The organism is Aquimarina latercula DSM 2041 (assembly GCF_000430645.1).
Taxonomy (GTDB): domain Bacteria; phylum Bacteroidota; class Bacteroidia; order Flavobacteriales; family Flavobacteriaceae; genus Aquimarina; species Aquimarina latercula.
Genome location: NZ_AUMK01000016.1, coordinates 14,254 through 33,010, shown reverse-complemented (window position 1 = coordinate 33,010; position 18,757 = coordinate 14,254). Strand labels below are relative to the sequence as shown.

Annotated in this window: 20 protein-coding genes and 1 riboswitch; of the genes, 5 read left to right on the top strand and 15 right to left on the bottom strand. The window is 33.4% G+C overall.

All coding sequences use genetic code 11. The annotated features are described in order from the left end of the window. Positions 1-13: 13 nt before the first annotated feature. From H526_RS0115400 to H526_RS0115360, 9 genes are all read right to left on the bottom strand, one after another. Entirely contained in the window at positions 14-1,351 is a 1,338-nt protein-coding gene (locus tag H526_RS0115400) for an IPT/TIG domain-containing protein (protein WP_035085736.1), read from the bottom strand. A gap of 42 nt (positions 1,352-1,393) precedes the next feature. Next, complete coding sequence (locus tag H526_RS0115395; protein ID WP_027393832.1) at positions 1,394-2,548, bottom strand: serine hydrolase domain-containing protein; 1,155 nt, start codon at positions 2,546-2,548, stop codon at positions 1,394-1,396. Further along, entirely contained in the window at positions 2,545-2,889 is a 345-nt protein-coding gene (locus tag H526_RS29280) for a hypothetical protein (RefSeq protein ID WP_027393831.1), read from the bottom strand. The genes H526_RS0115395 and H526_RS29280 overlap by 4 nt, the downstream gene beginning before the upstream one ends. 9 nt (positions 2,890-2,898) lie before the next feature. Continuing rightward, a complete protein-coding gene (locus tag H526_RS0115385; protein WP_027393830.1) occupies positions 2,899-4,290 on the bottom strand; it encodes a DNA recombination protein RmuC in 1,392 nt (463 codons plus the stop codon). 168 nt (positions 4,291-4,458) lie between these two features. Further along, positions 4,459-4,923, bottom strand: coding sequence for a DUF5063 domain-containing protein (locus H526_RS0115380; protein WP_027393829.1), 465 nt, complete (start codon positions 4,921-4,923; stop codon positions 4,459-4,461). 119 nt (positions 4,924-5,042) lie between these two features. Next, positions 5,043-6,092: a hypothetical protein gene (locus tag H526_RS0115375; RefSeq protein WP_027393828.1), complete on the bottom strand. Its 1,050-nt coding sequence runs from the start codon at positions 6,090-6,092 to the stop codon at positions 5,043-5,045. A gap of 139 nt (positions 6,093-6,231) precedes the next feature. Next, positions 6,232-7,041, bottom strand: a complete 810-nt coding sequence (locus tag H526_RS0115370; RefSeq protein ID WP_035085731.1) for an ABC transporter ATP-binding protein — start codon at positions 7,039-7,041, stop codon at positions 6,232-6,234. 68 nt (positions 7,042-7,109) lie between these two features. Next, positions 7,110-8,141 (bottom strand): FecCD family ABC transporter permease, encoded by a 1,032-nt coding sequence (locus tag H526_RS0115365; protein ID WP_027393826.1) that lies wholly within the window; start codon positions 8,139-8,141, stop codon positions 7,110-7,112. After that, positions 8,142-9,281 carry an ABC transporter substrate-binding protein gene (locus H526_RS0115360; RefSeq protein WP_027393825.1) on the bottom strand — a complete coding sequence of 380 codons (1,140 nt, stop codon included), beginning with the start codon at positions 9,279-9,281 and terminating at the stop codon, positions 8,142-8,144. Positions 9,282-9,368: 87 nt separating this feature from the next. Between H526_RS0115360 and H526_RS0115355 the strand changes: the two genes are divergently transcribed. Then, positions 9,369-10,016, top strand: coding sequence for a Dph6-related ATP pyrophosphatase (locus H526_RS0115355; protein WP_027393824.1), 648 nt, complete (start codon positions 9,369-9,371; stop codon positions 10,014-10,016). Here H526_RS0115355 and cobC read toward each other — a convergent pair. The 5 genes from cobC to H526_RS0115330 are packed head-to-tail and all read right to left on the bottom strand — an operon-like array spanning position 10,013 to position 13,187. Beyond that, positions 10,013-10,531, bottom strand: coding sequence for an alpha-ribazole phosphatase (gene cobC / locus H526_RS0115350; protein WP_027393823.1), 519 nt, complete (start codon positions 10,529-10,531; stop codon positions 10,013-10,015). The genes H526_RS0115355 and cobC overlap by 4 nt on opposite strands. Then, positions 10,516-11,277 carry an adenosylcobinamide-GDP ribazoletransferase gene (locus H526_RS0115345; RefSeq protein WP_027393822.1) on the bottom strand — a complete coding sequence of 254 codons (762 nt, stop codon included), beginning with the start codon at positions 11,275-11,277 and terminating at the stop codon, positions 10,516-10,518. The genes cobC and H526_RS0115345 overlap by 16 nt, the downstream gene beginning before the upstream one ends. Before the next feature lie 49 nt (positions 11,278-11,326). Beyond that, entirely contained in the window at positions 11,327-11,635 is a 309-nt protein-coding gene (locus H526_RS0115340; protein WP_027393821.1) for a hypothetical protein, read from the bottom strand. A 13-nt stretch (positions 11,636-11,648) separates the two neighbouring features. Continuing rightward, positions 11,649-12,683 carry a nicotinate-nucleotide--dimethylbenzimidazole phosphoribosyltransferase gene (cobT, locus tag H526_RS0115335; protein ID WP_027393820.1) on the bottom strand — a complete coding sequence of 345 codons (1,035 nt, stop codon included), beginning with the start codon at positions 12,681-12,683 and terminating at the stop codon, positions 11,649-11,651. Continuing rightward, a complete protein-coding gene (locus H526_RS0115330) occupies positions 12,684-13,187 on the bottom strand; it encodes a bifunctional adenosylcobinamide kinase/adenosylcobinamide-phosphate guanylyltransferase (protein ID WP_027393819.1) in 504 nt (167 codons plus the stop codon). A gap of 79 nt (positions 13,188-13,266) precedes the next feature. Continuing rightward, positions 13,267-13,532: riboswitch (cobalamin riboswitch) on the top strand. A gap of 77 nt (positions 13,533-13,609) precedes the next feature. Between H526_RS0115330 and H526_RS0115325 the strand changes: the two genes are divergently transcribed. After that, the gene (locus H526_RS0115325) at positions 13,610-15,565 is read left to right on the top strand and encodes a TonB-dependent receptor plug domain-containing protein (protein WP_027393818.1); all 1,956 of its coding nucleotides are present in this window, start codon (positions 13,610-13,612) and stop codon (positions 15,563-15,565) included. Positions 15,566-15,637: 72 nt separating this feature from the next. On the opposite strand, the gene H526_RS0115320 is transcribed toward H526_RS0115325, so the two are convergent. Then, on the bottom strand, positions 15,638-17,047 hold the full coding sequence (locus H526_RS0115320) for a S41 family peptidase (protein WP_027393817.1): 1,410 nt from the start codon (positions 17,045-17,047) through the stop codon (positions 15,638-15,640). Between the two features lie 138 nt (positions 17,048-17,185). On the opposite strand from H526_RS0115320, the gene H526_RS0115315 reads away from it, so the two are divergent. Genes H526_RS0115315 through H526_RS0115305 form a run of 3 tightly spaced genes read left to right on the top strand, consistent with a single transcriptional unit; the run spans position 17,186 to position 18,753 of the window. Further along, positions 17,186-17,695, top strand: a complete 510-nt coding sequence (locus H526_RS0115315; protein WP_027393816.1) for an RNA polymerase sigma factor — start codon at positions 17,186-17,188, stop codon at positions 17,693-17,695. Beyond that, positions 17,682-18,170, top strand: a complete 489-nt coding sequence (locus tag H526_RS29275; protein WP_051336180.1) for a hypothetical protein — start codon at positions 17,682-17,684, stop codon at positions 18,168-18,170. The genes H526_RS0115315 and H526_RS29275 overlap by 14 nt, the downstream gene beginning before the upstream one ends. A 49-nt stretch (positions 18,171-18,219) precedes the next feature. Next, positions 18,220-18,753 (top strand): DUF4252 domain-containing protein, encoded by a 534-nt coding sequence (locus H526_RS0115305; RefSeq protein ID WP_027393815.1) that lies wholly within the window; start codon positions 18,220-18,222, stop codon positions 18,751-18,753. The last annotated feature ends 4 nt before the right edge of the window (positions 18,754-18,757 follow it).

The following is an 18,757-nucleotide window of genomic DNA, read 5'->3' as shown; positions in this document are numbered from 1 at the left end:
CAAAAAATATTTACTAAAATTCTGGTGTTATAATTCTGATACTATCATCTGTTGATATATAAATAATATCATTTTCTCCAACCAACAGACCTCTAGGGTTATTAAATGTAGCTATAGTTGGAACACCATCCATAAAACCAATTTCTCCGGTACCTGCAAGTGTGCTTACGATACCTTCTGGGCTAAGCTGGCGTATTTTTTTATTACCAAAGTCTACAACAATAATATTTCCTTCAGAATCAATATCTAAATCAAGTAGACCATCAAATTGAGCGATATCGCTTTCTCCATCAACATCACCATCAACTCCCGTACCTGCGATTGTAGATACCACTCTTTCTGGAGTTACTTGTCGTATCCTATTACCATCACCAAATATGAGATTACCGTCATTATCAAACTCCATTCCTGTAACAAAACCAATTTGAGCTACATCGGCAGGACCATCTATAGAACCTACCTCTCCGGTTCCTATAAAGGTACTAACGACATTGTCCGGCGTAATTTTTCGGATAGTAGCAGCTGAAAAATCACTTACATATAGGTTTCCAGAACTATCAATAGCAAGCCCAATAGGGGAAGAAAATTGAGCGATACTGCCAATTCCATTAACCAATCCGAATTCTCCAGTTCCTGCAATAGTTTCAACTGTTTGATTAGTGAGGTCTATTTTTCTAACATTGTTGTTATTGAAATCAACCAATACAAGATTCCCGTCAGGATCTATGATCATACTTCTCGGATTCGAAAAAGTAGCTTCGGCTAATGTGCCGTCAACTGATCCGGTAACTCCTGTCATTCCGGCAACGGTACTTACAATATTGTTGACATCAATTTTTCTAATTTTATTATTACCATAATCCGTTATATAAATAGCACCTTCATTATCTTCTGCAATATTCCATAGAGAAGAAAAAGATGCTTCTGCGACAGGTCCATCTACATCACCAGATACTTCACTGCGTATTAGCGTGCTTACTTGTGCTGGTGTGATTATATATGTAAACTCTGGTCCTAAGGTTTCTTCTCCTTGCGTCACTACTTTGACGATTCCAGTTTGTGCGCCTCTTGGAACAATAGCCTTGATTTCTGTAGCTGTAATAGAGTTTATAATAGCTTCTGCATCATTAAAAAAAACAGAAGTAGCATTTTGATCGGTATCAAAGGCAATACCAGTAATTGTAACTTCGGTATCTCCTGGCCCACTTTCTGGAGCGATACCTTCTATAGAAGTAATAGCGGTAAACGTAAGATTGTCTGCATCTTTAGTGCAACTTGTAATTCCCAAAATTATTAAAAAAAGAACGGCGTAAATGCTGTTTTTTTTTGATACAAGTGTGAAACATATCATAAGCTGAGTTTTAAAATTACTACAAATATAGAGGTAAAATTTTTAGAAAGAATCATAAATCTTAGTAACGAATTCATCTATTTTATTGGGTTCTAACCATCTAGTTACAATAACAATATTTTGTATTTGATCGACTACAATAAAATTACCCCCAAATCCCGCAGCATAAAATAGATGCTCCGGAAGCCCTTCCCAATGACGAGATCCTTTTTGGTTTAACCACCACATAAATCCATAATTCGAATTGGCTTTAGAAGATTTAGTAGCTTCTGTAATCCAATTTTCTGAAATCAATTGTTTGTTATTCCACTTCCCATTATTCATAAATAGTAGTCCGAAACGAGCGTGATCTTTAGTGTTGATAAATAAACCACCGCCAGAATGACCGCCACCACTTACGGATTGCATTTGGATACCATCAATAGTAACCCAAGAATTATCATATCCATACCATCTCCAAGTAGTCGAACCTCCAATAGGGTCCATTATTTTTTCCTTAAGAATTTGTGGTAAAGGCTTTCTCCAAATGTTTAGGAGTGAATAGGATAATACGTTTACTCTAACATCATTATATTCGAAAACGCTACCTGGTTCTTGTAGTTTTCTGAACTTCCAATTATCGATGTCACCTGTTTTTGGAGGACGATCTGCCCAATCATAACCACCCCATAATTGTCCGGACCAATCAGATGATTGTGTAAGTAAATGTCTCCAGGTAATTTTTTTATTATGGTTACCATCATATGTGTTATCCCAAATATAGTTGTAGGCAAAATCATCTGCAGAACTAATTAACTTATTATCTAATGCTAAACCTGCGATGGTTGATAGGTAGCTTTTGGTAACACTAAAAGTCATGTCTACACGATCTATATCACCCCATTTAGCAATAATATATCCGTCTTTTAGAATTAAACCTGCTGGAGCACCTCTTTTTTTGGTAGGTCCCAAAATTTTATGATAGGGTTCTCTTTCAAAACCTTTTAGTATTGCTTGTCGTAGATCTCTAGATCCGGAATATTCTTGATCCTTGGCATACTCAACAGCTTCGTTAAGCTTTGCAGAATCGATATTAAATTCGGTAGGACTCTTTTCATTCCAATTTCCTCGTTCTGGGAAATAGAGCTGTTGCGCAATACTTGTTTCGGTAAAAAGCCCAATAAATACTAAAAAAATGAGTGTGTGGATCGTTTTCATGAAGTTAATGATTTTGCTTTGATCACTTTTTTCATTAAAAGAAATACCCCAACAGCAAATAGTATACTTCCAATAACGGATACGATGCTAATAGCTGTTGTTATGTAGGAATAAATAGTACCTTCCCATTTTTGATAAAAAGCAAATTGTATAAATAGTATTCGCCCAATAACGATACATAAGAATATGATCACATTACCTGCTAAAATTAGAATACCGTCAATTTGAGATCCCATTTTTAGTAAATAATAGATGCTTATTATAATAAAGAATAATGTTGGAATTGCATATGCTAATCCAATGAATAATTGTATGATGATCTGAGTAATGTCTGCTTCCATAAGTGAAAATTAAATGTCGTTATCTTCAGAGGCTCGTTTTATAATTGCTTCTGGTAGGGATTTCTTAGCTTTCGCTCCCATTTTTTTAAGTTTCTCTACACTGGTAATCAGATTACCACGGCCTTCTACTAACTTATTCATCGCAGAAGAATAATCTTTTTTAGCATCATCGATCTTTTTTCCTACCCCAGTCAGATCTTTAACCAACCCTTCGAATTTGTCATAAAGTGCACCTGCTTGTCTCGCAATTTCTATCGCATTACGTTGTTGTTTTTCGTTATTCCACATAGTATCAATGGTGCGTAACGTTGCTAAAAGTGTAGATGGAGTTACAATAACTATATTTTTTTCAAACGCTTGATTGTACAGTTTACTGTCTTCATTAATTGCAATAGCAAAAGCGGGTTCTATAGGTACAAAAAGTAATACGAAATCAGGTGATTCGATATCGTATAAATCCTGATAATTTTTTTCTGAGAGTTGATCGATATGACGTCTTAAGGATGTGATGTGTTCTTTTAGATATGTAGTTCTTAAGTTTTCATCATCTTCATTCACATATCGTTCATAGGCAGTTAGCGTGACTTTAGAATCGATGACCATTTTCTTACTATCAGGTAAGTGAATCACTACATCCGGTAAAACACGTTGGCCATCGGTAGTAGTAAAACTTTGTTGTACAAAATATTCTCGATCTTTTTCTAGTCCAGATTTTTCGAGTACACGTTCTAGAACCAGTTCCCCCCAATTACCTTGCATTTTACTATCACCTTTTAAGGCTTTGGTCAAGTTCGTAGCTTCTTTGCTCATCTGTTCATTGAGGTCTTTCAGTCCTACAATCTGTTGTCGCAATGCAGCATGATAATCGATACTTTCTTTATGAGTTTGTTCTACTTTTTTTTCAAAAGTGTTGATTTTTTCTTGCAAAGGATTCAGAATGTTTTTAATATTTTCTTTATTCTGTTCCGTAAATTTATTGGATTTTTCGTCTAAAATTTTATTCGCTAGATTTTCGAATTCTTTTGTAAATTTTTCTTGCAGTTTTCCAACTTCTTCCTTTTGTTCTTGGTTTTTGAGTTGTAAGTTCTCAAACTCGGCATTACGTCGGGTAAGTTCAGTATTGAGAAAATCTTTTTCTCTCCGAATCTCATCTCTTTCCTTAGCGGTGTTAGAAAGTTGTTTTTCTAAAGCTTCTTTTTGTACTTGCTGTTGTTGTTTTGCGAGTTCTAGCTGTTGTTCAGAAGTTTTTTTTGCTTCTTCTAACTGTAATTGTAACTGATTAGAGCGTTCGTTTAACGTACTTTGATCACTTTTGTTTTTAAGTGATGCCACGTATTTACCTATAAAAAAACCTATTATAATTGCAACGACTGCAACGACTAGCAATATGTATTCTGACATGTAATTTTTTGTTTACTCGATAATCGAGATTTTGATTTTCCGAGGCTTGCCTCAAGATAAAAAAATAAGTTTACCACAAATGCTCAAGAGCTTGCCTTAAGAGTAGTTTTTTCAAAGATAAAAATTTAGCCAGTATAAGTCGAAAAGAAGTAAGAGTAAATAATCAAATTATGATTGTTCTTCTAAATCTTTTAATGTTTTTAAAATATTAACAATATGTCTCTCAGAATGATTACGCATAATAAATTCAAAATACCACAAAGCATCTTTATCACTTGTGTTTTCGAATCTCCATTGAACCTCCATTAGATCTTTGATAATATCAGATAAATCATCATTAGCATCGCCAAGTCCATTATCGGGCTTGGTCATTTCAAAAGGATCTAAAATCATTTGATAAAATCCTAATTTTGGAAAATTAGATCTAATAGTATTAGAGATCTTTTCGAAATTAAATTCTGGAGCTTCTGGATATTCTTGTTCGTCTTCTGGAGTATGTCCTGCAATCGCTAGATATTCTTGATATAAAGATATCATAGTTTGTTTTAAAACAAGTTCTTTATTCTCAATAGGAAGTTTTGGAGTAGTCCCCCATTGTACAATTTGAATGATAATTTCTTTGAGGTTTTTCAAATCAATAGTTTATTACAAAATTAAGTAAGAATCTGGATACAACCATTTCTTTTTAGTTATAAAAATAAATGGCTACCCGAAAAACGAATAGCCATTTAAAATATATATAAGTGTTATGGTTATATCTGAACTTTGATGTCAAGAGTGATCGATCCGTCGTTACCATCAGTTCCGGTAATGTTTGTAACTTTGATCATACCCTTTTTTCCATATTGATCTGTAAATTCTAAAACATCTCCCATTGATAGACCTGTAACTCTTTCTGTCGTTGCCTGAGTTATTACATCTAGATCAGAGGCACTAGTAATAGCATCAAAATCAATAGTCGAAGTAGCAATATAGAATTTATTTAATTCATCTTGGGCTACACCGGTAAGACCAGATACCGCAGCGTCAGCAACATTGTCATTATCAGTGTCAAAAAGCTCAGGATAGTTTGAAGTTGAAGCAAGGGATGCATTTTGGGTAAATCCATAATAATATCCAAAATCCCATAAAGCAGCTGTTTCTTCACCTTCACTTATTTTGTAAACTTTATTGTTAAATACAGACATAAAAGTATCAGAAGAACCATCACCAAGAGGTGCAGCTAATAGTGTACTTGTAAATGTTTTTATACCATTAGCAGTACTTGTTCCACTACCAGTAATAGTAATAGTTCCTATAGCAGTATCACTAATAGCATTTCTTTTAGAGATATCTCTAAAGTCACCACGACCAGTTGTGGCCCATATAGTATATACAATGTTACTATCCGCACTAGTAGGCACTGGGAATGGAATTGCAAATTCGAATGCATCACCATTATCAGATGATAGATCTAAAGAACCGTCTTTTTTATCATCTACAGTTACACCTGCAACCGAAAAATCGTAAGGTGCCGCTCCAAAACCAGAGACATTTTGAGTTACATATAATCGTCTCATTGTATTACTAGAGGATTGAAAAGAAACTTTTACAGTTGCATTAGTTCCAGATACATTAGCTCCGTCGATAGTTACTGTGCGATTGTCATTTCCTGTTTCGAAAACAGAAAGTTCGCCATCAAAAGTAGTAGGGTCAGTAGGATCAATAAAAATATCATCATTACTATCAGAACTACAACTTGTAATAAATAGTGTTACAGCAGATAATAATGCGATTGATTTGAGTCTAAAAATTTTGTTCATTTTGTTAAGGTTTTATTTGAGCGGCGAAGGTATTGGTTTTAGGTATAAAATGGCCGAGTAAACCACACAGAAATTATACGTTTTTTCTATAAAAGGGTTGTTTATTCGATGAATGTCTTTGTGATTTGTACTAGGAAAGTTAGTGCCTAACTTTATAACTTCCGGTTTCCGGATCAAATAAAATAAGGTCTTCTGGAAATAGAGCGGAAAATGCTAGACATTGGATTAGTTCTTTAGGTCGGCCAAATTCGAAACCTTCTGAATTCATGACTATCATTTTATCACATAACTGAATTGCAAAATCAATCTCATGTGTGGAAAATAAAATCGTCTTTTGAGTTTCAAAGGCTAAACGTTTTAATAGCTTTAATATATATGCTTTATGATAAACGTCTAAATGTGTTGTCGGTTCATCTAACATAATAAATGGTGTGTCTTGCGCAATCGCTCGAGCTATAAGAACTTTTTGTAGTTGTCCATCACTTAATTCGAAGCATCTTTTGTCTACGAGTTCTTCTATATGAGTAACTTCTATAGCTTTTCTTATTTTTTCGATATCTTCCTCGAGTAGTTTACCTACCCAGTTGGTATAAGGTTGTCTTCCTAGTGCAACCAATTCTTTTACAGTTAGGTTTTTTGAAGCAATCTGTTCTGTTAATACGATACTTAATTGCGAGGCTAATTCTGAAGTTTTATATTTTCTAATTTCTTTATCAGATAAAAATATGTCACCACGTAATGCTGGCTGTACCTTAGATAGTGTTCTAAGCAAAGTAGATTTTCCTATTCCATTTGCACCAACTAACCCAACAAGTTCTCCTTCGTATAATTTAAGATTGATATCTGCTGCTACAACTTCTAGATTATTTTTTTGACTATAACCAATAGAGAGATCTTCCGTTTTTAGAACGATATTTTGATTTTCAGTATCTAATGACTCTATTTCCATAGTAATGTACTCATCTAATATAGTATCGAATCTTTTTAGGTACTCTATACTATCTTGATTTTCTTAAATTAAAACAACATTTTTCGTTTTCTTACTAATAACCAGATGACTACTGGAGCTCCAATCAATGATGTAATAGCATTTATTGGTAATGTATATTCAGTTCCGGGCAATTGTGAGATAATATCACAAACCAACATGATTAAACTACCTATTAGCATTACTGCAGGAATCAATGTTTTATGGTCCGAAGTATGAAATAATTGTCTTGTTAAATGCGGTACCGCTAGCCCTATAAAAGCTATTGGTCCAGCAAATGCTGTAACACTTCCTGCTAATAATCCAGTCGCTAAAATAATCAAGAAACGACTTTTTTTAATGTTTAGTCCAAGACTACGGGCATAATTTTCTCCTAGTAATAATGTGTTTAAAGGTTTTATTGCAAAAACCGCTAATACAATTCCTAATAAAGCAATACAAGAAAAAATTAATACATCGATCCAAGATAAATTTCCTAAACTTCCAAATCCCCAAAAAATGTAACGCTGCAATTGCTCTGCCGGCGCAAAATAAGAAAGTACACTTACGATTGCTCCAGTGATGCTACCAAACATTAATCCTATAATTAGAATTGCCATTGTATCTCTAACTCTAATTGACACCAACATCACCATAAATAAAACTAATATACTACCTAGACTAGCGGCAACTACTAAGCCCCAATTAGATACTAAAAATAGTGCCGTGGTTCCACCTATTAATGCACTTCCTAAAATCAATAAGGCTACGCCAAGACTTGCACCAGAGCTGATACCAAGAACAAAAGGTCCAGCTAAGGGATTTCTAAATAATGTTTGCATTAATAGTCCAGATATCCCTAATCCACTTCCTACAATTACGGCAGTAATAGCTTTCGGTAATCTATAATCTATAATAATATGTCTCCAAGATTCTTTTTCGACCGAAATGCCTACTAAACTTTTTAGGGTATCCAGCCAAGGAATTAATACTGATCCAAGACTTATATTAGCTACAAAACATAGTAAGAGTACTATGATGATGATGATGAAAACACTTTTATATGATTTATTTGGGGTCAACTAGTTCAGTTTTTCGAAAAAATAAGGTTCGTAATCTGTTAATAGTTCGGGATGTGCTATTTGGATTATATCTTTAAGAATTAAATCCGGACGCATTGGACCTAATTCATAATATATCAACCCACCTTTTGCACCGGTTTTTAACGTAGAAGAATATACGGTTTTATTTTTAAATGCTTCAAAAAAAGTATAGCGATTGTTTTTTTCTTTTAGTTCTGAAAGAGATTTAGAAGATCCAGAACCAATCCAAAGATCTGCGTTTTGAGCTTTCTCAAGTACACTTTCAAAATTTAACGCAATGCTTCCTGTTTTTGGTGTTTCCTCCCATAAATATTTTGTGTTAGCATCTTTTAAAAATTGTGCAACGTAACTATCTCCTCCAGGGACATACCATACATCTTTAAACATATTTCCGGATAAGATGGTTGGAGATGTTGGAGAATTTTTGGCTAAAGTAGCTGCTTTATTATAATCTTTTTCAATCATCTTAAAAATGCTGTCAGCTTCTTTTTCTTTGTTATAAAAAGCTGCTACAAACTTTATCCATTCTGCACGACCCAATGGATGCTGTTCCATCCAAGATCCGTTCATAACAACAGGAATCCCTGTTTTTTCTAATAAATCATACGTTTTGGTATCACCGGTAGCAGAGTATCCAATAATAAGTTCTGGTGCTAGTTCTAATGTGAGTTCAGTGTTTAGATGACCATTGTTACCTAATTCAGTAATAGAACCATTATCAATTAAATCCCTCGTTTTTTCTGAGGAGATATAATCACAATGAGGAAAACCAATTAATTTATTCTCTAATTTCAGATATTCTAACATTGGTATATCTGTGGTAGAAGTAACTACAGTTTTATCTACTGGAATTTGGATATACGAAACTTTTCCGTTTACTGTTGGTTTTTCAGTTCCTTTAGGATGCAGTATATATGTAAATGAACTTTTGGCATCTGGCCACGGAGAGGTAATCTTTATTTCTTTATAGGTCTCTTTGTTTTGAATAGTAAATCCTATTGCGTACTGGACTTTTTGTTCTACAAGTTTTTGTGTTGCTATTGACACCTTTTCTTTATTTTCCTTTTTACATGATTGAAAAGAAAGAAATAATGCAAATAGGATATAGAAATGCTTCATGTGATTTAGAATATTTTTCAAACTTCGATATATTTTTTGAAAACGTATAATGATTTACCGTTAATTTGTACAGATAAATAATATGACATGTCATTTTTGTGTTCTTGGAGTGGAGGGAAAGATAGCTGTTATGCAATGCATATTGCTATTGAACAAGGCCATGAGCCTGCGGTTTTATTAAATGTACTCAATGAATATGGCGATCGGTCTAGATCACATGGAATTCCAAAAGAAATATTGGGAGCGCAGGCAAGTGCTATGAAGTTACCTATCCATTTTTTTGAAAGTACATGGACTGATTATGAACGATTGTATATCGAAAACTTAAAAGAGCTAACCGATTTATATGATTTAAAATCTGCTGTTTTTGGAGATATTGATATTCAATCTCATAGGGACTGGGAGGAGAAAGTGTCCAAAGCTGTAGATTTAAAAGCAATGTTACCTATCTGGCAACAATCGAGAAAGCAGTTGGTGCTAAATATGATTGATCATGGAATTGAAGCCCTAATTGTTTCTTGTAATCATACGTTAGGACCGGATTTTTTAGGAAGAAGTATAGATAGACAACTTATCAAAGATTTAGAAAATTTAGGGGTGGATGCTTGTGGAGAAAATGGAGAGTATCATACATTAGTGGTAAATGCTCCGCTGTTTAGAGAACGACTTGATGTTCATGTAGTGGGAAAAGAAACTTCTTCTAACTATAATTTTGCGACACTACGGTTAGGTTAGATTTTAATTACATCTCCATAATTTATTTTTATTTTAAAAGAATCTTTGAGGTCTATTTGTCTAATATGAGCAAGTAAAGCTCTTATGGCTCCCGCGTGAGCTACAATTATTACTTTATTATTTAAAGAATGATCTAGAGATTTGTAAAACTGGATCATACGATGCTGTAACATAACATAAGATTCTCCATTGGGGACCTTAACATTTACAAAATCTTCCATCCATGGATTTAGTTCCTCTTGCGGAATGTCATTCCAGTTTTTTAATTCCCAATCACCAAAATCTAATTCCTGTAATCTGTTATCAAAAATAGTTTCGATACAGAATGTTTCTGCTAATACTTTACACCGTTTTAGTGGACTGCTATAAATCTTAGATATTTCTTTGGTTGGTATTTGATTATGAATTTTAATAACCTCAGATTTAAAAGTATCTGTGATGTCTAGGTCACTTTGTCCATAACATATTCCCTTTTGAATATCAGGAGTCGTATGTCTTACTAGATATATTTCCACAATGCTAATATACTAAGGTAAAATACTACTTCACTAAGCTGTTGAACCGCACCAGCACAATCACCAGTTTGGCCACCTATCCATTTTTTAAATTTAGCTGCTAGAAACATTTTAGAAAGATACATAGGGATCAATGTAAGAAAGACTAAGGGATTTAGAAAAAACACTAACGGAACAATCCCAAAAAAAGCACTAATCATAAGCATGGAAATACTCATGCTCTTTGCTGCGGGTTTAGCTTTGCTATCATCGGTATCACGAACATATGGATGTGTAAAAATAAGTGTGGTCGCTATAAACCTACTAAGACTATGACCAGAGATTATAATTAACGGAATATATACGGGAGCTATTTCTCTTAAAGCAGAAAATTTAATCGCCAGTAATAACAAAATTCCAATAGTTCCATAGGTTCCTAATCGGGAATCTTTCATGATCAAAAGAATTTTTTCTTTAGTCCAACCACCACCAAAACCATCGCAAACATCTGCAAATCCATCTTCATGAAATGCTCCTGTGGCATAAATAGTACTAAACATAGAAAGAAGTAAAGAGATTTCTAGTGAGAACAAGAAAGAGAATCCATAGAATATTGAAGCTCCAATTCCTCCAATTAAAATACCGACTAAAGGAAAGTACTTAGAACTCTTACGTAAATACCCTGGATCGTGATTGACCCATTTAGGACAAGGGATTCTTGTGAAAAACATAAGAGCAGTAAAAAATATATGGATCTCTTTTTTCATAAATATTAACTCTTAGATTTTGGTGTATATTAATGTTTTTAAAATAGTTTTAAATAAAATACTTCCAGAAATTTATAAAGACGGAGATGAATAATATACTAGCTAGTATTATACCTACTATTCCAATTTTACTTTTCTTTAAAACACTCACAATTCCTAAATAAAAACTTAATAATGAGATGCTTATGATAACTATTTTAAATAATTTTCTAAATGATGCTAGATCATTAATAAAAAGGAAATTTATTTCCTTTCCAGTGATAAGACTATTTTGTATTTCATACATTAACGTATGATATTTATATGTAAAGAAAAAACCAATTGTAGCGATCAATATGGATAAGACTCCTTTTTTCATTTAGAAGTAGGTTTTATTCGTTTGTAGTAACTTCTGCTTCTTCAAAACTAGCCATATTATTTAGGAATGATACCGCAGATTCTAAAATGGGGTATGCAACCGCTGCACCAGTACCTTCGCCTAATCGCATTCCTAGATTTAATAAAGGTGTTTTTTCTAGAAAGTTTAATATTTTTTGATGCCCTTGTTCCTCGGATGAATGTGCAAAAATACAATAGTCCAATACGTTTTTATTAATTGCATTAGCGGCCAATAGGGCTGCAGTTACGATAAAACCATCTATAAGAATGGTCATTTTCAATTCTGCAGCTTTAAGTATTGCTCCAGTAATCATGGCAATTTCGAAACCTCCAAAAGTAGTGAGTGCTTCTATAGGAGAATTGGGATTGTGCTTTTCAAAAACAGTTTTTAAAATCCTTTTTTTTGTTTTAATAGCGTCTCCTTGAACTCCAGTCCCTGCACCGACACACTCCATAATTGGAATCTTTGTAAAATGAGACATCAATAATGCAGCTGCAGAAGAATTACCAATTCCCATCTCACCAAAACCTATTACATTACACCCGTTTTGAAATGTGTCCAAAACGATACGAGACGCTTTAGCAATAGCATTATTACATTGATCTATTGTCATTGCTGGTTCTATTTCATAGTTTTTAGTTCCATACGCTATTTTGGCATCAATTAGCCCCTGAACATTATCAAAATCATGATTTACTCCTGCATCAATAATTTCTAGATGTATCTTATTTTGGATGCAAAATGAGTTAATCGCTGCACCACCATTAAGAAAATTATACACCATTTGCTTCGTAACTATTTGCGGGTAAGGATTTACCTCACCTTTTTCTGCGATTCCGTGATCTCCAACAAAAACAAGAATTGTTGGATGTTTTAATTGTGGATTTGTTTTATGCTGTATTAATCCTATTTGCAATGCTATTTTTTCAAGCTTGCCTAAGGACCCAACGGGTTTAGTTTTTAGATTAATTTTATGTTGTATTGCGTTTTCTAAAGACTTATCTAATGGAGAAATTTCGAAATTCATTTATTTTATTTTTACAGGTATTCCTGATACCATTAGTATTGCTTGATCAGCGTGTTTTGCTATATGTTGATTCATCCAACCTTGTAACTCTGTAAATTTTCTACCAATCTCTGTCGAGGCGTGGACTCCCATTCCAATTTCATTGGATATTATGATAATAGTAGCGTTAATTTTTAAGAGTTTATCAAACTCTGCTTTTGCTTGTAATAAAGAAAGTTCAATGTCATTTTTGGTATCTACAAAGAAATTAGTAAGCCATAGAGTTACGCAATCAATAACCACTGTGGTATCATCATCGACAACTTTAGATAGCTCTTTTTCTTCCTCAATGGAGACCCATCTATTGTCTCGATCAGCAATATGTCTATCAATACGTGCTCTATGGTTTCCATCCCAAATCCTAGAAGTCGCTAAATATGTGGGATTATCCGAGAGTTCTAATGCGAGATTTTGGGCATAACTACTTTTGCCTGAGCGTTCTCCTCCTGTTACGTAATACAACATTTGTGGTTTTTAAGAGTGTAAATATACTAGTATTACTAATTTATTTATTAAAGAGAACACATTTTCGAAGAAATATGATACATTCGCGCAGAATTTTGGTTTTAAGACACTTTCAAGTGTTAAGAATTAAAAGGGAATCAGGTGAATAAATTATAAATCTATAATGAATGAATCCTGAGCTGTTCCCGCAACTGTAAACTTTGCCAAATCGAGACTGATTGTTATTTCAGTAACGTAGTAGGCGCTTATTGTTATTTCTTTATAACCACTGTTTCGACATTTTCGGAATGGGAAGGTAAACAATAAGACGTAAGCCAGGAGACCTGCCTAAATTCGATATGTCAAACTTTCGGGATAGAAGTTTAGGTATGGGTAAACTGCATACTTTTTTCCGGTAATTGTAAAATTAAGTCATTTAGGAAATGAACAAAAAAGTGTTTTTTGGGGCTACGCTAATTATGTTAGGAGCTCAGGTTATTTCAGCGCAAGAAGTAAACCAAGAAGAAAAGGTAAACGAATTAGATGAAGTGGTAATTTCTGATTCGAAATTTAAATTAAAGAGAGAACAAAGCGGTAAGGTAATTACTAAAATTAGCTCAGAGGAACTTGAGCGCAGCCAAGGACAATCTCTTGCTACTGTATTAAATAGGGTAGCCGGAATTGAAATTAATGGTAGTAATAGTGGAGCCGGTAAGAATTTAAATTATAATATCAGAGGAGGTTCTAATCGTCAAGTGGTTATTAGAATTGATGGTGTTACGGTTAATGATCCATCTACAATATCAGGAGAATTTGACCTTCGGTTATTAGCTTTAAATCAAATAGAATCTATTGAGATTCTAAAAGGTGCTTCAAGTACACTATTTGGCTCTGGAGCGGCTACAGGAGTTATAAATATAATAACGAAAAAAGAGAGCAAAAAAGCTATTTCTGCACAATTTTCTTCTAGTCTTGGAACGAATCAATCCCAGGAAGATCAGGAGTATGATGTGAATGAATTTGTAAATTCAGCGTCTATAAATGGAACTATTGGAAAAGTTAACTATTTGGCCAGTTTTAGTAACCAATTTACAGATGGATTGTCTGAAGCAGAAAAACTGGATGAAGATACATCATCACAAGAATTCGAAAGTGATTCATATTCTAAATATAATGTATATGCTAAGCTAGGATATCAATGGAATAAAAACTTTAGGTTTCACTTTTTTGGTAATATAGATGATTACAAGAATGAATTTGATGTTGGAAACGGGATTGATGGAAACAATAATGGAACCAGTAGGCAAGTAAGAGGAGGAAGTTTTTGGGAAGCTAAATATCCTAACGGAAGTTTTACTTTTGTGGATAGTTATGCATTGTTAGAAAGAGAATTCTTGACGGATTTTCCTTCGAGAAGTGAGAGTAGAGTATATACGTTTGATGCATATAATAAGTATAAATTTGGTAACTGGTTGTATACTGTAATTGGTGCTAATGGATCATATAATGATTATAATGGATTTAGTGCGTCTGGCAGAGGAGAAGAGTTTATTCAGACCATTAATGACCATCAGGCAGATTTTGATATTATTGATCCTTATGTGAATTTGGTATACGTATCTGATTTTGGTTTTCAAGTCAATGCAGGAGCAAGATTGAATATTCATAGCGCATATGGTAATCATATGGTGTACAATGTTAATCCATCATTTACATATACTTTTGGAGGAAATTATATTAAAGGATTGGCATCGTATAGTACCGCCTATATCACACCATCATTGTTTCAGTTGTTCTCACCGAGTTTTGGGAATTCTGATTTAGAACCGGAAGAGAATAGTACTATTGAGGTTGGTGCTGAGTTATCCTTAGATAAGAAAACTACAATGAGCGCAGTGTATTTTACACGTAATCAGGAGAACGCGGTTGATTTTATTGATACAGGGAATTTTGTTTTTCAATACCAGAATATATCAGAAGAGTTTACAACCGATGGATTAGAGTTTGAGGTTAGTTCTAAGTTAATGAATGATAAAATGGTATTAAGAGGTAATTTTACCTATACTAATGTGGATGAAGAACTTTCCAGAATTGGTATTCCAGAAATTAAATTTAATGCTAGTATTGGGTATAATATGTCATCCAAATCTTTTGTGTCACTAAGTTATCAGTATAACGATGAAAGAGAAGGGCGTTTTACGGATTTTACAACTTTTGCATCAGAATCAAGAACATTGAATAGTTATGGGATATTAGATTTTTACATTAGTCATCAATTAATGGATAACCTTAGCATTTATGCAGCTATGAATAATATAACGAATGAAGACTATCAAGAGGTTTTTGGTTTTAGCACCAGAGGGAGGAATGCTCGAATAGGATTTAATTTGAAGTTTTAAACATATTTTCTTTACTAAAAAAAAGGTCCCAAACTTAAGTTTGGGACCTTTTTTTATAAAATCTTATATCAACTATTTCTTATCAAAGGTTTTATACATTCTTTCGTAGTCAGGTTGATGCATATTACTGTCTCCCAATTCGCTAAACTCAATATTTTTGTTCTGTATGTTGCTTCGATTACTCAAGATAGCGTTAATAGCAGCATTAAGAAGTGGTTCATCAGGATCTCCAAGTACTCCCAGGTTACTATAGTCCTCTGGATTACTTATTTCGGGAGTAAATCCATTAAAATAATCCGTAAAACCAACGGAGTTGATAGTTTTTAAAATCAAAGGTTGCATTGCATAAGTATGACCAAGATTCAAATTTGTACCAGATCTAAAATAATTATCAGAATCATAAATGGTAGTTGATGCTTGGAACTTACCTCTAGTTACATCTCCTATTTGAGTTACTGTAATATAAGGGTCTAAACCATTTATTATTAATTCACTCGCAGAAGCCGATCTATTCGTGGTTAGGATGTATACTCTACTAAGGTTAAGACTATTGATTCCATCTCCATTTCTTATCTGATTGTCAAAACGATTGGTGTCCCCAAATTGTGGTTGTCTATCAGAATTCCACTCTTCTGTAGTAAAAACTTCGCCATTAAATTGTCCTGTAATCATACTAGCTAAGTCCTTAGTGGTTTCTGTATCACCTCCACCATTATATCGTAGATCTAATATAAAATCAGTAACGCCATCAGATTTAAATTGACCAAAAGCATTATTAAGTTCTGCTTCAAAATTAGATCTAAATCCATTATACATTAGATATCCAACAGGGTTTCCTCCCACATTTAAAGTTTTGGCTAAAAAAACTGGGTTTTCTGTATACTGCGTTTTTGTTAGAGAAACAGATTCTCCTGTTGGTGTAATGTTAGTTCCATCAAAAGTAGCTAAACCAATAGTGTATGACTCAGGAGATAGTAAGGTGGTTGTATTTGAATCTGTGATTTGAGTTCCATCGATAGTATTAAAGATATCTCCTCTTTTTATTCCTTTAGCTTCAGCATCTGTTCCGGGTAATACATAACGAACGTATCCAAAAACTTGTGTTGGTTCATTTGGGTATCGAACTAATCCGAATTCCATTCCATTGTTTAATGTAATGCCATCTAACAATTGTTCTAATGCAATATAATCACTAACAATCCAACTAAATTCATCTTGATCTGCAACTAAGTGATCAAAAAATGATTCTGGAGAATTAAAAGAGTTTAAGAAATCGGTGTATTCTCCATTAGAAGAAAAGCGATCATCTGCTAAATCTGGGACATCTTCCTTATATAGATACCATACATTCATTCCTCTTCTTATAAAATCTTTAATGTCGAGATCAGAAGAAGGTTGTATTACATCATCATTATCATCAAAACAACCGGTAACTATACTTCCTAAGAAAAGAAGCGCAGTAAAATATTTTAGCAATTTCATAAACTTTTTTTGTTTTATATAACCCTAAAAATAGGGACTTTATTATAATTTTAAAAAAATGTGTAACAAATTATAGGTATAGTCGTCTCCCTTATATAAAGCTAACAAGTTAGTTTTGTAACAACCAACCAACACAATATGAAGGAAAGAGCATTTATATCGCTTACCAATGGTTTTAAAGACAAGCTGTACAGGTTGGCTAAAAGATTGTTGGTGAGTAATGAAGAAGCAGAAGATGCTACGCAAGAAATATTACTAAAGCTATGGAGGAATAAAACAAAAATGGCTGAGTATAAAAATGTAGAAGCATTTGCGATGACAATGACTAAGAACTATTGCTATGATAAGTTGAAGGCAAAAGAAAGTGGAAACTTAAAAATTGTACATAGTAATTATAAAGATGAACGTCCCTCATTACAACGACAAGTAGAGGCTAAGGATAGTCTAGATTGGGTAGGTAAAATTATGGATGGATTACCAGAACAACAACGTATGATAATCCAGCTAAGAGATATAGAACAATACAATAATGCAGAAATTGCCGAAATGTTAGAGATGAATGAAACAGCGGTTAGAGTAGCATTATCGAGAGGAAGAAAAATAATAAGAGAAGAATTATTAAAAAAACACAATTATGGAGTTGGCTAAACTAGAAAAACTACTGGATAAGTATTTTGAAGGAGAAACGACACTTTCTGAAGAAAAAGAATTAAAGGTTTATTTTACCGGAGAAAGCGTGCCGTCACATTTGGAGAAATATAAAGATTTGTTTCAGTTTTTTTCTGAAGAAAGTCAAGTAACTGCTAGTTCTGAAATTAGTTTAAATACTAATACAAGTAGAGTACCCTGGTATACCTGGATAGGTGTAGCTGCATCAATAGCCTTGATTGTGGGGCTGTTTATAAAAGATATTCCTGCAGGAGTTGATCCAGAAGGTGTATATGGTACCTATGATGATCCTGAATTAGCATTGCAGAAAACCAAAGAAGCCCTTGATTTGGTAGCTAGTTTAATGAATGAGGGCAAAAAGGATTTGGTCTACCTGAACGAGTTCGATACAGCTAAAAAAGAATTAGTGTATTTAAACGAGTTCGAAACAGCCAAAAATAAATTAATAAAATAAAAACGAATATTATTCCTATAACAAAGGAATATCTTAAAATGAATTAATTATGAAAAAGTTTGTAATCATACTATTAGTAGCATTTGTACCATATATTTCTATTGCACAAAGCAATTTTGATAAATACGAAGACATGAACGATGTGTCATCTATTGTAGTAACTAGTAAAATGTTTAAGTTATTAAGTAAGATGGATCTAGAAAGTAATGATCCTGAAATCAAAGATTATGTAAACCTAGTAGAAAATATTGAAAACATTAAAATCTTTGTTACCGAAAAAAATGAAATAGGTCAGAAGATGAAAGCAGATGTGCAAAAGTATCTTAAGAGTACTTCATTAGATGAACTAATGCGTTTTAAAAGCGATGGAAAAAACGTAAAATTTTACTCTAAGCCTGGTAAAAATGATAATTACGTTACTGAATTATTTATGTTTTTAGAAGGAATGGAAAATGATGGAGGCCCTAATACAGTAGTAATGACTATTACTGGAGATATTGACCTAAGACAAGTTTCTAAAATTGCAGATCACTTAAATGTTCCTGGAGGAGAAGAACTTAAGAAAGTGAATAAGAAAAATTAAGCTT

Bases quoted from the DNA above. Each gene is read 5' to 3' on its own strand.
- H526_RS29275 (WP_051336180.1), top strand. From the start codon at position 17,682: ATGGAGTTGGCTAAACTAGAAAAACTACTGGATAAGTATTTTGAAGGA.
- H526_RS0115345 (WP_027393822.1), bottom strand. From the start codon at position 11,277: ATGAAAAAAGAGATCCATATATTTTTTACTGCTCTTATGTTTTTCACA.
- H526_RS0115320 (WP_027393817.1), bottom strand. From the start codon at position 17,047: ATGAAATTGCTAAAATATTTTACTGCGCTTCTTTTCTTAGGAAGTATA.
- H526_RS0115325 (WP_027393818.1), top strand. From the start codon at position 13,610: ATGAACAAAAAAGTGTTTTTTGGGGCTACGCTAATTATGTTAGGAGCT.
- H526_RS0115400 (WP_035085736.1), bottom strand. From the start codon at position 1,351: ATGATATGTTTCACACTTGTATCAAAAAAAAACAGCATTTACGCCGTT.
- cobT (WP_027393820.1), bottom strand. From the start codon at position 12,683: ATGAATTTCGAAATTTCTCCATTAGATAAGTCTTTAGAAAACGCAATA.
- H526_RS0115305 (WP_027393815.1), top strand. From the start codon at position 18,220: ATGAAAAAGTTTGTAATCATACTATTAGTAGCATTTGTACCATATATT.
- H526_RS0115355 (WP_027393824.1), top strand. From the start codon at position 9,369: ATGTCATTTTTGTGTTCTTGGAGTGGAGGGAAAGATAGCTGTTATGCA.
- H526_RS0115375 (WP_027393828.1), bottom strand. From the start codon at position 6,092: ATGAACAAAATTTTTAGACTCAAATCAATCGCATTATTATCTGCTGTA.
- H526_RS29280 (WP_027393831.1), bottom strand. From the start codon at position 2,889: ATGGAAGCAGACATTACTCAGATCATCATACAATTATTCATTGGATTA.
- H526_RS0115340 (WP_027393821.1), bottom strand. From the start codon at position 11,635: ATGAAAAAAGGAGTCTTATCCATATTGATCGCTACAATTGGTTTTTTC.
- H526_RS0115370 (WP_035085731.1), bottom strand. From the start codon at position 7,041: ATGGAAATAGAGTCATTAGATACTGAAAATCAAAATATCGTTCTAAAA.
- H526_RS0115395 (WP_027393832.1), bottom strand. From the start codon at position 2,548: ATGAAAACGATCCACACACTCATTTTTTTAGTATTTATTGGGCTTTTT.
- H526_RS0115330 (WP_027393819.1), bottom strand. From the start codon at position 13,187: ATGTTGTATTACGTAACAGGAGGAGAACGCTCAGGCAAAAGTAGTTAT.
- H526_RS0115315 (WP_027393816.1), top strand. From the start codon at position 17,186: ATGAAGGAAAGAGCATTTATATCGCTTACCAATGGTTTTAAAGACAAG.
- H526_RS0115385 (WP_027393830.1), bottom strand. From the start codon at position 4,290: ATGTCAGAATACATATTGCTAGTCGTTGCAGTCGTTGCAATTATAATA.
- H526_RS0115360 (WP_027393825.1), bottom strand. From the start codon at position 9,281: ATGAAGCATTTCTATATCCTATTTGCATTATTTCTTTCTTTTCAATCA.